The sequence below is a fragment of the Serratia sp. L9 genome, from assembly GCF_050632285.1.
In the GTDB taxonomy this organism is placed as follows: domain Bacteria; phylum Pseudomonadota; class Gammaproteobacteria; order Enterobacterales; family Enterobacteriaceae; genus Chania.
In genome coordinates this window covers 2,209,433-2,223,188 of record NZ_CP192591.1, presented here as the reverse complement: position 1 = coordinate 2,223,188, position 13,756 = coordinate 2,209,433, and the positions used below count along the sequence as shown (strand labels likewise).

The following is a 13,756-nucleotide window of genomic DNA, read 5'->3' as shown; positions in this document are numbered from 1 at the left end:
AAGGTAAATCAAACGTCCTATACACATAGATGTATAGATTTTGGTAGATGCGAGTAGACCTTGGGACAACGAGTTTTTACCGAGAGGCTTGTGATTACTGGGTTTAGTGGGCTTTGGTAGACGTTGGGAGAAGTGTGTTTGGAGCGGGTGAAGGGAATCGAACCCTCGTATGCAGCTTGGGAAGCTGCCGTTCTACCATTGAACTACACCCGCTTCGGTGTGCGATTGGCATTATAACCGGTTATACGCGACGGGCAAGCGGAGAAAACGCATAACTGCCGATGTTTTAAGCGGTTAGCACCCCTTTCCCGCTTTAGGCGAAAAAAACCGGTACAGTTACCTGCACCGATTTAGCTACTCACCTAACGTTACTTGCTCGGGCGCATTGCCGGGAACAGGATCACATCACGGATGGTGTGGCTGTTGGTCAACAGCATCACCATACGGTCGATACCGATGCCTAGGCCCGCAGTGGGTGGCAGGCCGTGTTCCAGCGCGGTTACGTAGTCTTCGTCGTAGAACATCGCTTCGTCGTCACCGGCATCTTTGGCGGTAACCTGGTCAGCAAAACGCTGCGCCTGATCTTCAGCGTCGTTCAGTTCCGAGAAGCCGTTACCGATTTCACGGCCACCAATGAAGAACTCAAAGCGATCGGTGATTTCCGGGTTCTCATCATTACGGCGAGCCAGCGGAGAAACCTCTGCCGGGTACTCGGTAATAAAGGTTGGCTGGATCAGATGGCTTTCTGCAGTCTCTTCGAAGATCTCGGTGACGACACGGCCCAGACCCCAGCTCTTCTCAACCTTGATACCAATAGACTCAGCAATCGCTACGGCTTTTGCCATATCGTTTAAATCATCCAGATTGGTTTCTGGGCGATATTTTTTGATCGCTTCTCGCATGGTCAGCTTTTCAAACGGCTTACCGAAGTCAAACACCTCATCGCCATAAGGCACTTTAGTGTTACCCAGCACATCTTGCGCCAGCGTGCGGAACAGGGACTCGGTCAGTTCGATCAGATCTTTGTAATCCGCATAGGCCATATAGAGTTCCATCATGGTGAACTCTGGATTATGACGCGGAGAAACGCCTTCGTTACGGAAGTTACGGTTGATCTCGAACACGCGCTCGAAGCCACCGACCACCAGACGCTTCAGATACAGTTCTGGGGCGATACGCAGGTACATGTCGATGTCCAGCGCATTGTGGTGAGTGACAAACGGGCGGGCAGACGCACCACCAGGGATCACCTGCATCATCGGGGTTTCGACTTCCATAAAGCCTCTGCCCACCATGAAGGTACGGATCGCCGCCATCACCTGAGAACGGATCTTGAAGGTGTTGCGCGATTCTTCGTTGGCAATCAGATCCAGGTAGCGCTGGCGATAACGGGTTTCCTGATCGGCCAGGCCGTGGAACTTGTCTGGCAACGGGCGCAGGGCTTTGGTCAGCAGACGCAGCTCGGTGCAGTGGATAGACAGCTCGCCGGTTTTGGTCTTGAACAGCTTACCGCGTGCGCCAAGAATATCGCCCAGGTCCCATTTCTTGAACTGCTCGTTGTAAACGCCTTCCGCCAGATCATCACGGGCAACGTAAAGCTGAATACGGCCACCCACATCCTGCAACGTAACGAAAGAGGCTTTACCCATGATACGGCGGGTCATCATACGGCCAGCAACGGTCACTTCGATACCCAGAGATTCCAGCTCTTCGTTTTCTTTGCTGTCGTATTCTGCGTGCAGTTGGTCGGACGTGGTGTCGCGACGGAAATCATTCGGGAACGCAATGCCGTTCTCGCGCAGTGCAGCCAGTTTTTCACGGCGTGACTGCAGCTCGTTGTTGAGATCCAACGCCTGTTCGGCGCCTTGTGCTTGTTGCTCAGACATTTCTGTTCCTCATAACCCGGCTTTCAAACTTGCCTCAATGAATTTATCCAGGTCGCCATCCAGTACGGCCTGTGTATTACGTGTTTCTACGCTGGTGCGCAAATCCTTGATGCGGGAATCATCCAGCACGTAAGACCGGATCTGGCTCCCCCAGCCGATATCGGATTTGCTGTCTTCCAGTGTTTGCTTGTCAGCATTTTTCTTTTGCATCTCGTATTCATACAGCTTGGCTCGCAGCTGTTTGAATGCCTGATCCTTGTTTTTATGCTGAGAGCGATCGTTCTGGCACTGCACCACAATGTTGGTTGGCAAGTGGGTAATACGCACCGCCGACTCGGTTTTGTTAACGTGCTGACCGCCCGCGCCAGAGGCACGGTAAACGTCAATGCGCAGATCGGCCGGGTTGATTTCGATATCGATATCGTCGTCCACTTCCGGGTAGATAAACACAGAACTGAAGGAGGTATGGCGGCGGCCACCGGAGTCGAATGGGCTCTTGCGTACCAGACGATGCACGCCGGTTTCAGTACGCAACCAGCCAAACGCGTAGTCGCCGATAATCTTGATGGTGGCCGATTTCAGGCCCGCGACGTCGCCGTCGGATTCTTCAATCACTTCCGTTTTGAAACCTTTTGACTCGGCCCAACGCAGGTACATACGCAGCAGCATGCTTGCCCAATCCTGCGCTTCAGTACCGCCAGAACCAGCCTGGATATCCAGGTAGCAGTCTGCGCTGTCGTATTCTCCAGAGAACATACGGCGGAATTCCAACTGCTCAAGCTTGGCGCCCAGTTGATCGAGCTCAACCACCGCTTCGTTAAAGGTTTCTTCGTCTTCTGCTTCGACCGCCAGTTCCAGCAGGCCGGTGACATCTTCACAGCCCTGCTCCATCTGATCGATGGTCTCAACAATGGCTTCCAGCGCCGAGCGCTCTTTGCCCAATGCCTGTGCACGTTCAGGTTCGTTCCAAACGTCCGGCTGCTCCAGCTCGGCGTTAACTTCTTCTAAGCGTTCTTTCTTGGCATCATAGTCAAAGATACCCCCTGAGAACGGCAGTCCGCTCGGACAGATCCTGAATTCGGTTTTTTACCGGATTAATTTCAAACATGATTTTTAGCGTTCTTACGTTGATGTCGTCGATGGCGAAATGCCATTGGAACCGGTAATTCTAGCGGATCCAGCGGCCAGTTTATAGCGAGTTGGTCAGTTTTTGTCGGGGATTAAGATTCGGGCACCCGAGGGTGCCCCGAGAAACGGATTAACGCGGCCAGAGATGCTGGATCAGCAACTGGACATTGCGATTACCACGAAACTCGTTCACATCGAGCTTATAGGCCATTTCTACTTCTTTGATACTGCTGTCGGGCCATAGGGTGGTGTCGATATTGAAGGCTATGCCGTCCAGCAACGGGCCGCCGCCCAGCGGTTCCACCATCAGCTTCAAGTGTTTTTCACCCACCAGCCGTTGCTGCAGGATTCGGAATTTGCCATCGAAAGTCGGCTCCGGGAAGGCTTGCCCCCATGGCCCACCTTCGCGCAGTAACTCTGCGGTTGCCAGGGTCAGTTCCTGCATCATCAGTTCGCCGTCAGACCAGATCACCCCTTCCAGCATCGCCGGATCGAGCCATTCGCCGACCAGATCGCCAAAGCGCTGGCGGAACTCATCAAACCGGGCTTCCTCCAACGACAGGCCAGCCGCCATGGCGTGGCCACCGAACTTCATCATTAACCCTGGGTTCAGGGTATCGAGCCGCTCCAGCGCATCACGCATATGCAACCCAGCCACCGAGCGGCCAGAACCTTTCAAGATGCCATCCCCCGCCGGGGCAAAGGCGATAACCGGGCGGTGAAAACGCTCTTTGATGCGCGAAGCCAGAATACCGACAACGCCCTGATGCCATTCCGGATGGTACATCGCCAACCCATAAGGCAGTGAGGTGGTGCTGCGCTCCAACTTATCGCACAGTTCCAGCGCCTCGACCTGCATGCCCTGCTCTATTTCACGCCGGGTCAGGTTGAGGGCATCGAGATCGTTGGCCAGCATGCGTGCCTGAGCAATATCGTCACTCAACAACAAAGCCACGCCGATCGACATATCGTCCAAGCGCCCAGCCGCGTTCAGCCGCGGACCAAGGGCAAAACCGAGATCGTTGGCAGCCAGTTGGCGCGCATCGCGATTGGCGACCTCCAATAAAGCACGAATACCAGGCCGACACTTGCCCGCACGAATGCGATTTAACCCCTGATAAACCAGAATACGGTTGTTGGCATCCAGCGGCACCACATCTGCCACCGTGCCCAGCGCCACCAAATCCAGCAACTCGGCCAGATTGGGCATGGCCAGCGCACGCTGTTCGAACCAGCCGCTGTCACGCAGTTTGGCCCGCAACGCCAGCATCAGATAAAAAGCGACACCAACACCCGCCAGGGATTTGGAAGGGAATTCGCAACCCCGCAGGTTCGGGTTAACGATCGCCTCTGCCGCTGGCAAGGTTTCCCCGGCAGATGGTGATCGGTTACCAGCACCTGCATCCCTTTGGCGTGCGCCAAGTCAACACCCGCATGGGAAGAGATACCGTTATCCACAGTGACGATCAGCTCGGCACCGCGCAAGGCCGCCTGCTCCACCACCTCCGGGCTCAGGCCGTAACCATCTTCAAAACGGTTGGGCACCAGGTAATCCACTGCGCTCCCCCATACTGCGCAGGGCCAACACCGCCAGCGCGGTGCTGGTGGCACCATCGGCATCAAAATCACCCACCACTATGATGCGGCGGCGATCGGCCAGCGCCTGCTGCAATATCGCTACCGCAGCCTCGATGCCGTCCAACTGTTGCCAAGGCAGCATTCCCTTGACGCTACGCTCAATTCCTGCTCAGCCTTCACCCCGCGCAACGCGTATAAACGGCGCAATAACGGGGGCAGGCTGGCAGGTAAATGGTCGGCATCTGCCGCCTCTCGGCGGCGTAATTGGGTTTTGATACTCACTGCGACTTATTTCGTTGCTACTGAGGCTGCATGTGCGTCCAGCATCGCGGCCATCTCTTTTGGCCCCTGATAACCTGGGATCACCATACCGTTTTTCAAAATGATGGCTGGAGTGCCTTGAATACCAAACTGTACGCCCAGCGCATAATGCTTGCTGATATCGGTTTTGCAGGTGGCTGGGGAAACGGGGTCGCCTTTAACGGCAGCATCGAAAGCTTTAGCCTTGTCTGCGGTACACCAGATGGACTGCATATCTTTTTCAGCCTGGGAGTTCAGCCCCTGACGCGGGAACGCCAGATAGCGGACGGTGATCCCCAGATCGTTATACTCTTTCATCTGCTGGTGCAGTTTGTGGCAATAACCACAGGTGATGTCGGTAAACACGGTGATCACATGTTTTTCTTTCGCGGCTTTAAAGACGATCATCTGATCTTGCAGCGCTTCCAGCTTGGTCATCAATAGCTGGTTGGTCAGGTTGACCGGCTCCTTGCCACTGACGTCATACATTGGCCCTTGTAAAACATGTTTGCCGTCTTCCGTCACATACAGCGTGCCGCCTTCGGTCAACACGGTTTTTAAACCCGCCACCGGCGAAGGTTGTATATCTGCCTGCTGAATACCCAGACTGCCGAGTGCTTTCTGAATCGCTGCGTCATCAGCATGCGCCACACCGGTAACCGAGGCCACCAACAGGGAGAGCAACATTAAACCTTTTTTCATTCTTCCAATCCTTACGATCCCTGCGCTTCAGGCGCGCGGGTGATGCTGTTGATGTAGCTGCTTCAAGCGTTCAGTGGCTACATGTGTATAAATTTGCGTGGTCGAGAGGTCGCTATGCCCCAATAACATCTGTACGACACGAAGATCGGCCCCATGGTTCAGTAAATGGGTGGCGAAGGCGTGACGCAGCACATGTGGTGAAAGCCGTTCACTGTCGATACCGGCTAGGATCGCATAGTGTTTGATACGATGCCAGAACGTCTGTCGGGTCATTTGCTGGCAGCGGTTGCTCGGGAACAGCACATCCAGCGTCTGGCCGTTCAACATCCACGGCCTGCCGTGTTCCAGGTAATTTTCGATCCAGTACACCGCTTCTTCGCCCAACGGCACCAGCCGCTCTTTGTTGCCTTTACCAATCACCCGCACCACCCCCTGGCGCAGGCTGACATCGCTGATGCTCAGCCCCACCAGTTCCGAGACGCGTAAACCAGTGGCATACAACACTTCAAGCATAGCCTTATCGCGTAACTCCAGCGGCTGATCGACGCAGGGTGCCTGCAACAAGGACTCAACCTGGGCTTCGCTCAGATCTTTGGGCAGGCGTTGCGGCAATTTGGGTGACGCCAGTAACGCGGTCGGGTCATCCGCACGCAGCTTTTCACGGTTGAAATATTGGAACAGGCGGCGCATCGCGCTCAGCAATCGAGCAGAACTGGTCGCCTTATATCCGCCTTCTACACGTTCGGCAAGAAAGGCTTGCAGATCCAGCGCTTCGGCGTGCAACAGGCTGCTGTTGTTTTTCGCCAGCCAGCCAGCCAACGCCTGCAAATCAAGCCGATAAGAGGCCAACGTATTTTCGGCCAGATTGCGTTCAAGCCACAGCGCATCCAGGAATTGCTCAATCAGCGCGCTCTCTTGCTGTTGCACAGAGTCCTCTCTTTGTTACGTTTATGCCACGGGCATTATGCCTTAAACCGGCGTAAGTCGGGTATACTCGTTGCAATTCCATACAAAGCAACATAAACGGTTTAAACATGAAGATTGGTCTGTTTTACGGTTCCAGCACCTGCTACACCGAGATGGCAGCAGAAAAAATCCGTGAGATCCTGGGGGAGGACCTGGTCGACCTGCACAACCTCAAAGACGTTTCTCCCAAGCTGATGGAAGACTATTCCGTGCTGATCCTTGGTATCCCGACCTGGGATTTTGGTGAACTGCAGGAAGACTGGGAGGCCATATGGCCACAGCTGACTGAACTGGATCTGAAAGGTAAAATTGTTGCCCTTTACGGCATGGGCGATCAACTGGGCTACGGTGAATGGTTCCTCGATGCGCTTGGCATGCTGTACCACCATCTGGCTCCGCTTGGCGTGCAGTTTATCGGCTTCTGGCCGACCGAAGGCTTTGAATTCACCAGCCCGAAGCCTCTCAGCGCCGATGGGAAACATTTTGTGGGTTTGGCGCTGGATGACGTGAACCAATACGACATGAGCGAAGACCGGCTGCAACAGTGGTGCGAACAGATCCTGCTGGAGATGGCCCCTCTGCTATAAGAACGTTGGGCGCATCATCGCGCCCAACAGAGCATTTATTTCCACAATCTGAAACGGTTCTCACCGTTGCTGGCCGGTGTAACATCATCACTTGCCGGTTCAGCATCAGTTTCTGCTATAGCCGTATTTCCTTTCAGGCGAGCCGGATCGGCCACCTGATACCAGTCCAGTTTACGCGTCAGCAGCATGATGCCCGCCAATACGCCAAACAGCAGCACTGAGCCCAGCAACAATGCGTTATCTTCCGACTGCAGCAGCATATATAACACGCCGTACAGCAGTAACAGACTGGCGGCAAACAACATCCCCCGCAGCTTGCCACGCAACACCGCACTGAGGTAGAAGGCGATCAGCCCGCTACAAGCCACGCTCGCCAGTAAATAGGCCAGGTCGAAACCCAGATGCTCAGAGAAGGCCAACAAGATCAGGTAGAACAACACCAATGCGGCACCCACCAGCAGATATTGGATCGGGTGTACCCGCAACCCGGTCAGGGTTTCGAACAGGAAGAACGCCATAAACGTCAGCCCGAGGAACAACACTGCATACTTCACCGCACGTTCGGTCAGTTGGTAATGATCGACCGGTTCGATCAGGCTGGTGGTAAAGGTTGGTAGCCTATCCTCGCCGATGATGTTGTCATCATACATGAACGAGCTGTTGATATTGTTGGCAAACCAGGTGCTGCGCCACCGGGCGCTGAACCCTTTTTCGGTAACTTTGCGTTCGTCCGGCAGGAAGTTGCCCAGGAAGTTGGGATGCGGCCAGTTGCTCTGCAATACCAGCTCGGAACTGCGTCCCAATGGCACCAATGACAGGCTGCTGGTTCCCGCCAGCGTCAGGGTGAATTCTGCCGTCAGGCCATCTTTCTGTAAGGAGGCCAATGCCAGGGGGGCATGGATCCCTTGAGAAAGCCCCCACCATCGTACCCGGCTCAAACTTTGACTGCTGCTGCGTACCGTTGAGCGGTGAAATGCTTTTGATCCCGCGTGAATCGCTCAATGATACCAGTAAGAATGGCTGGCCGACCGTGACGTTATGGTGCTGGAGATCTTCCAGATCCGGGTTGGCAAATGTCACCTGAAACTCCAGCGGCCCCTGGTAAACCTGTGTCTGGTAGATGCCCAGCTTGCGGATTTCCACGTTCGGTTTGCCATTAACCACTAACGCCTCTGGCAGCACAAAGCGCTGATGACGGCTCACCTGCACCTCAATCTCCCCCTTCTCATTCTTTTTCTCTTCACGCAGGGTATAAGGAATAACGATCAGCGGCCCAAGAATGCGCTGTGCCCGGCTGGTGCTTTCGCTCACTTGCCCGACCACGCTCTGGCGATAGCCACTGCGCTCCTGTACTACATCCATCAACTGCCCCACGGGGATCATCATCAGGATCATCAACCCCAGCAGGGTAGTTATTTTCCAAAACAGAACCGATTTAAACATCGTTGCATACTCCATGTAGGTAATGGCGCAACGATAGAACCGGCAAGTGAAATAAGAATGTGGTTATGTGAAGTGAACGTGAAGTCAGAGCGATAAAGTGAAAATGGCCACAACACCACAGGGTTGAAGATTCTGCAGACGGATGGTTCCACGATGCAGCCGCGCCACTTCCTGCACGAAATTGAGGCCCAGGCCGCTGCTTTTGGGTTTATCTGAACGCGCCAGCGAATAGAAACGTTCGAAGACTTTATCCAGCGCATAGTCCGGGATACCACTGCCGGTATCGGCAATAGTCATTTGGTAGTGATGTTCCAGCCGCGCGCTTTCAATACTGATGGTGCCGCCAGCCGGGGTGAAATCGAGCGCGTTATCCAACAGGTTGCTCAACGCCTGCCCCAACAAAAAAGCATCGCCAATCACAGCCGCCTCCGGCAACAAACCTACCCTGACGGAAATACCACGCTGTGTTGCCTGCGCCTCTTTACCTGAGACGACCTGCCGCAATAATGGCGCCAGCGCCACCGGGGCCAGTTCCAAACCAGGCCTGCTTTCCAGGCGGGCCTGAACCAGCAGCTTATCAACCAACTGCTGGATACGAGCGCTCTGCTGCTCAATATTGGTCAGGAAGCGTTTTGCGGTAGCCGGGGGCGGTGATTCCTGCAACAACTCTGCCGCACCACGGATCGCCGCCAGCGGGCTTTTCAATTCGTGAGTCAATGTATGCACGTACTGTTCGATATAGGCTTTACCTTCCAGCTTCACGCGCATGCTTTCCAGCGCCTGCGCCAGTTGCGTCAGCTCAACGCTGCCCATACGCGGCAACGGGGCCACTTCGCCTTGCGCCACCCCGTCGGCGTAACGCACCAGGCGGTTGATCGAACGGTTAATCCACCAGACGAATCCCACACCAATCGCCAACGCAATCCCCAGCAGCACCGCACCCGCCAGCAAAATGCGTCTTTCGCTGCGGCGGATCACCGGTGTCATGGCGCTGTTGGGTTTGCCTACACTCAATACGCCAATAATCTGCCCCTGTTCCACCACCGGAGCCGCCACATACATCACCGAACTGTTTTCATCATCGGCAATGGTGCGGGTACTGCGCGCGCCGTATTGACCACGTAATGTCAGATAGACATCGTTCCAGCGGGAGTAATCTTGCCCCAGCGCCTGACCAGACGAGTCAAAGATCACCTTACCGCGCCCATCGGTAAGATAGATGCGATATTCGTTACGATCCTTACGGATACCGGCAATATTGGCACCAATGGGCCGATGATTAAGTTGGGCGATGGCTTGCGCCAACTGGCCTTGCGCGGCATCTCCGCGTTTCATATCCAGCCGTGCCACCTGCGCCAGCAGGTTGGCGGTATCCACCAGCGTACCTTCGGTGGCTCGCCGCACACCCGGCTTGACCTCTTGTACAAAGATGCTCAGCACGAAATAACCTGCAACTGCCACAATCAGGAAGTATCCCAGTAACAGGCGCAGGCCAATTCTCATGGCTGACGGCTCACGCTGTAGCCTAATCCACGGTGGGTATGAATTGGAGGGTCTCCGGCATCAATCACGCGCAGTTTGGCACGCAGTGTTTTGATATGTGTATCGACAGTGCGATCCAGGCTCTCTTCCGCCTGGGCCCAAACGATATCCATCAATTGCTGGCGTGAAAACACCCGGCCTGGCGCTAACAGCAGAGTTTTAAGTAACAGGAATTCATAACGGGTCAGCGGTAACGGCTGCTGGTGGTAACTGATTGAGGCTCCTTCTTCATCAAGGGTAAAAGCCCCAAAGTGATAAAGCACCGGCTGCTGCAGGCGCTGCTGCTTTTGCAGACGCCGCAAAATAGCTCGCACGCGGGCGCTGACTTCTCGCGGGGAAAACGGTTTGGCCACATAGTCATCGGCACCAATTTCCAGGCCGATCAGGCGATCAAGCTCGTCACTGCGCGCCGTGAGGAAAAGAATAGGTAAATCCACCGCCTGCGCCAGCAGACGGCGGCAAAGTTCAAAACCATTGATATCAGGCAGGCCAACGTCGAGGATCGCCAGCGCTGGCGCACCCTGTTGCAAAGCCTGCAATGCAGGCTCACCACGTTCAAACCAACGTACCTGAAAACCTTCGCTCTCCAGCGTGTAAACCAGCGTATCTGCAATACTGGGTTCGTCTTCCACCAGCCAGAGCAGCGGTTTCATTATTCGTCCTCGTCAGCAACAGTTTGCGGAAATAGCAGCCGTTGGCGCAGATGCCGCCATTCTGCGTTGCCCAAAGAATCAGAGGCCAGCCACAGCCTGCGGCGCTTTTTACCGTTTACCTGTTGTAGCGACAGCAAAATGCCAAACCCCGGCATCCAGGGTTTTTTCAGTATCAACCATTCTTGGCCATGCCACTCAATCCGGCGCTCCGCCAGCAACCGCAGTTCTCCCTGCCTGGATGCGATCCGCTTTTGACTGCGGATACATTCAAAAACCACTAACGTCAGCAACACTAACCAGATCGGGCCGTAACCTTCCGGCCAGGGTGCGATCAGGATCAACAAGATCAGTGCGCCATGGGTCAGCAGCGAGACTAACTGGGTACGCCAGGAAACGCGGACATCACATTGCCACTGGGCCACGGTCTTTATTTCGCGTTTGGATCAGGGATACCATTCTCTGCAGTTGTGGATCCTGCGGAGAGCCATGATTCATCAGCCAATTGAACAAATCTGGGTCGTCACATTCAAGCAAGCGGATGAAGGCCGCTTTGTCTTCATCGCTCAACGTATCGTATTCGTACTCGAAAAACGGCATGATCGAGATATCCAACTCGCGCATTCCCCGGCGGCAAGCCCAGTGAATGCGTGCTTTATTATTAATATCCATGTTGTTATGACTAACCTCTTTTCGGCATGGTTTGCCATGCGCTTGGTGTAACCGACACTTTGTATGGCAGCACGCGCGCAATAAAATTCCATCAGCCAACGATTTGTTTAACGTGGGCATCGTCAGCCGTAAGCGCATAGAGTAACAATTTGACATACTCGCCGGGAAGGGCGTTCTCCGAACAAAGCGAAAAATGTCAAAAAAAGCCTTGCAGGATAATAACCGCTTGCAAAGCCAGCCACCTCTTTTACCATGGCGTTAATCCCTTCAGGTAAGCAAAACATGCAGCAGGAACCGATTATGGCGCTCAATATTCCTTTTCCACCCCGTCAACCTTCCGCCTCTTCCCATCTGCCACTGACGCTGATCTCACTGGAAGATTGGGCACTGGTGCGGCTGAACGGGCCTGACACGGTGAAATACCTTCAGGGCCAGGTGACGGCCGATATCGATAAACTGGCCGTTGATCACCATGTGCTATGTGGCCATTGCGATGCCAAAGGCAAGATGTGGAGTAACCTGCGCTTATTCCACAGCGGTGAGGGTTTTGCCTATCTTGAACGCCGCAGCGTGCTGGAAAGCCAGGTGGCTGAAATCAAAAAATACGCGGTGTTCTCCAAACTCACTATCGCGGCAGACAATGACGCAGTCCTGCTGGGCGTTGCCGGTTTCCAGGCCCGCGCAGCATTAGCAGGCGTATTCAGTAATTTGCCTGATACTCAGCACCCAGTGGTGCAAGACAGCGACACCACCCTGCTGCACTTTGATCTGCCAGCAGAACGCTTTGTGCTGATCACCAATGCCCAGAGAGCGGAAGAGCTGGCGACCAAGTTGGATGGTCAGGCAGAACTGAACGACAGCCGCCAGTGGTTAGCACTGGATATTGAAGCTGGCTACCCGGTGATTGATGCTGCCAATAGCGCACAGTTGATCCCACAAGCTACCAATCTGCAAGCGCTGGCAGGGATCAGTTTCAGCAAAGGTTGTTATACCGGGCAGGAAATGGTGGCTCGCGCCAAATTCCGGGGTGCCAACAAACGCGCCCTGTACTGGCTGGAAGGCAAAGCCAGCCACGCCCCGCAGGCGGGTGACGATCTGGAGCTGAAACTGGGTGAAAACTGGCGGCGTACCGGCACCGTGCTGGCAGCCATTACCCTGGCCGACGGGACGTTATGGGTGCAGGTGGTGATGAATAACGATCTGGAAGCGGACAGCGTACTGCGCGTACGTGATGATGCCAGCAGCCAGCTTGCCATCAAACCCTTGCCCTATTCGCTGGCCGAAGAGAAATAATCCGGTTAAAACCTCAGACCAGGAAACTCTGGTCTGAGGTTTTTAGTCATAATCGGGTGGATCAGACGTACAGATAAATCGCCATAAAATGGCACAAGCTGCCACCAAGCACAAAACCGTGCCAGATAGCGTGACCGAAGCGAAACCGCTTCGAAGCGTAGAAAATCACCCCGAGCGTATACACCACGCCGCCGACCGCCAGCAGAGTGACTCCCCCACCGCCAAGCGTGTAGCCAATTGATAGATAACAATCAAAGAGAGCCACCCCATCGTCAGATAGGTCACCAGCGACAGCACTTCAAAGCGGTGTGCAAATGCCAGTTTGAAAATCACCCCGAACAGCGCCAACCCCCAGATGACAACCATCAGCCCCCTCGCCAAGGGTGAATCCAACCCTACCAGCAGGAAAGGCGTATAGGTACCGGCGATCAACAGGTAAATGGCGCAGTGGTCGAATTTTTTCAGCCAATGTTTGGCCCTTTGATGTGGAATGGCGTGATACAGCGTGGAGGCCAGAAACAGCAGTATCATGCTGCCACCGTACAGGCTGTAGCTGGTGATGGCCGTGGCTCCGGCCCCGGTATTCACCGCTTGAACCAGTAACAAGACCAGGCCGACAATACCAAAAACCAACCCGATACCGTGGCTGATGCTGTTGGCAATCTCCTCTGCCCATGGATAAACCGGGGTTGGCTGCTGGCCGGTCTCGGTTTTTACTGCATCCATTTTTCCCATAACACGCAACCCCCTCAAAAACAGCTATTATTGTGCGAAATTTCTGCAAATGAGATTAACTGAGAACGATTCCAGTGTACACGTGTACGCTAAAATAAATCTGTGAACACTTGTAACACCGCACTGACATCGAAAAGCCCTGTCTATTGGGTTATAATCGACTGGCTTTAGCGCTCATCCATACCCGTCGCCTTTCAAGCTGCAGCGTTGTTACCTGCTATTGAAACCCATCCGAGGGTTTCGCCCCTCATGGGCCGCTGTTCACAGCGTTCGA

At 54.5% G+C, this 13,756-nt stretch carries 10 protein-coding genes, 1 tRNA gene and 3 pseudogenes; 2 read left to right on the top strand and 12 right to left on the bottom strand.

Annotation, left to right across the window (positions count from 1 at the left end):
- Positions 1–139 precede the first annotated feature (139 nt).
- The 6 genes and pseudogenes from ACQ86O_RS10585 to xerD all read right to left on the bottom strand — a co-directional run bounded on the left by ACQ86O_RS10585 (position 140) and on the right by xerD (position 6,521).
- Positions 140–213 (bottom strand) — tRNA-Gly (locus ACQ86O_RS10585).
- 155 nt (positions 214–368) lie between these two features.
- Complete coding sequence (lysS, locus tag ACQ86O_RS10580) at positions 369–1,886, bottom strand: lysine--tRNA ligase (protein ID WP_431225179.1); 1,518 nt, start codon at positions 1,884–1,886, stop codon at positions 369–371.
- Positions 1,887–1,895: 9 nt separating this feature from the next.
- A protein-coding gene (prfB, locus tag ACQ86O_RS10575) for a peptide chain release factor 2 (protein WP_431225178.1) occupies positions 1,896–2,994 on the bottom strand; the annotation gives its coding sequence in 2 pieces (ribosomal slippage) (positions 1,896–2,918 and positions 2,920–2,994; 1,098 coding nt in all).
- Between the two features lie 150 nt (positions 2,995–3,144).
- Positions 3,145–4,874 (bottom strand): annotated as a pseudogene (gene recJ, locus ACQ86O_RS10570) (single-stranded-DNA-specific exonuclease RecJ).
- Between the two features lie 6 nt (positions 4,875–4,880).
- Entirely contained in the window at positions 4,881–5,594 is a 714-nt protein-coding gene (gene dsbC / locus ACQ86O_RS10565) for a bifunctional protein-disulfide isomerase/oxidoreductase DsbC (protein ID WP_431225177.1), read from the bottom strand.
- A gap of 27 nt (positions 5,595–5,621) precedes the next feature.
- A complete protein-coding gene (gene xerD / locus ACQ86O_RS10560; protein ID WP_431225176.1) occupies positions 5,622–6,521 on the bottom strand; it encodes a site-specific tyrosine recombinase XerD in 900 nt (299 codons plus the stop codon).
- 107 nt (positions 6,522–6,628) lie between these two features.
- On the opposite strand from xerD, the gene fldB reads away from it, so the two are divergent.
- Positions 6,629–7,147, top strand: coding sequence for a flavodoxin FldB (gene fldB / locus ACQ86O_RS10555; RefSeq protein ID WP_431225175.1), 519 nt, complete (start codon positions 6,629–6,631; stop codon positions 7,145–7,147).
- A 35-nt stretch (positions 7,148–7,182) separates the two neighbouring features.
- Here the strand turns inward: fldB and creD are convergent.
- The 5 genes and pseudogenes from creD to sdhE all read right to left on the bottom strand — a co-directional run bounded on the left by creD (position 7,183) and on the right by sdhE (position 11,454).
- Positions 7,183–8,590, bottom strand: a pseudogene (creD, locus tag ACQ86O_RS10550) (cell envelope integrity protein CreD).
- 84 nt (positions 8,591–8,674) lie between these two features.
- On the bottom strand, positions 8,675–10,093 hold the full coding sequence (gene creC / locus ACQ86O_RS10545; protein WP_431225174.1) for a two-component system sensor histidine kinase CreC: 1,419 nt from the start codon (positions 10,091–10,093) through the stop codon (positions 8,675–8,677).
- Positions 10,090–10,785 carry a two-component system response regulator CreB gene (creB, locus tag ACQ86O_RS10540; RefSeq protein WP_431225173.1) on the bottom strand — a complete coding sequence of 232 codons (696 nt, stop codon included), beginning with the start codon at positions 10,783–10,785 and terminating at the stop codon, positions 10,090–10,092. Before creB ends, creC begins: the two co-directional genes overlap by 4 nt.
- Positions 10,785–11,207 carry a protein YgfX gene (locus tag ACQ86O_RS10535; protein ID WP_431225172.1) on the bottom strand — a complete coding sequence of 141 codons (423 nt, stop codon included), beginning with the start codon at positions 11,205–11,207 and terminating at the stop codon, positions 10,785–10,787. The genes creB and ACQ86O_RS10535 overlap by 1 nt, the downstream gene beginning before the upstream one ends.
- Positions 11,188–11,454 carry an FAD assembly factor SdhE gene (sdhE, locus tag ACQ86O_RS10530; RefSeq protein WP_431225171.1) on the bottom strand — a complete coding sequence of 89 codons (267 nt, stop codon included), beginning with the start codon at positions 11,452–11,454 and terminating at the stop codon, positions 11,188–11,190. Before sdhE ends, ACQ86O_RS10535 begins: the two co-directional genes overlap by 20 nt.
- A gap of 300 nt (positions 11,455–11,754) precedes the next feature.
- Between sdhE and ygfZ the strand changes: the two genes are divergently transcribed.
- On the top strand, positions 11,755–12,747 hold the full coding sequence (ygfZ, locus tag ACQ86O_RS10525) for a tRNA-modifying protein YgfZ (protein ID WP_431225699.1): 993 nt from the start codon (positions 11,755–11,757) through the stop codon (positions 12,745–12,747).
- A gap of 61 nt (positions 12,748–12,808) precedes the next feature.
- On the opposite strand, the pseudogene trhA reads toward ygfZ, so the two are convergent.
- Positions 12,809–13,482: pseudogene (gene trhA, locus ACQ86O_RS10520) on the bottom strand (PAQR family membrane homeostasis protein TrhA).
- Positions 13,483–13,756 lie beyond the last annotated feature (274 nt).

What these genes read in the sequence shown, in the direction of transcription:
- ygfZ (WP_431225699.1), top strand. Translation starts at nt 11,755, where the DNA reads ATGGCGCTCAATATTCCTTTTCCACCCCGTCAACCTTCCGCCTCTTCC.
- lysS (WP_431225179.1), bottom strand. Translation starts at nt 1,886, where the DNA reads ATGTCTGAGCAACAAGCACAAGGCGCCGAACAGGCGTTGGATCTCAAC.
- sdhE (WP_431225171.1), bottom strand. Translation starts at nt 11,454, where the DNA reads ATGGATATTAATAATAAAGCACGCATTCACTGGGCTTGCCGCCGGGGA.
- creB (WP_431225173.1), bottom strand. Translation starts at nt 10,785, where the DNA reads ATGAAACCGCTGCTCTGGCTGGTGGAAGACGAACCCAGTATTGCAGAT.
- creC (WP_431225174.1), bottom strand. Translation starts at nt 10,093, where the DNA reads ATGAGAATTGGCCTGCGCCTGTTACTGGGATACTTCCTGATTGTGGCA.
- fldB (WP_431225175.1), top strand. Translation starts at nt 6,629, where the DNA reads ATGAAGATTGGTCTGTTTTACGGTTCCAGCACCTGCTACACCGAGATG.
- dsbC (WP_431225177.1), bottom strand. Translation starts at nt 5,594, where the DNA reads ATGAAAAAAGGTTTAATGTTGCTCTCCCTGTTGGTGGCCTCGGTTACC.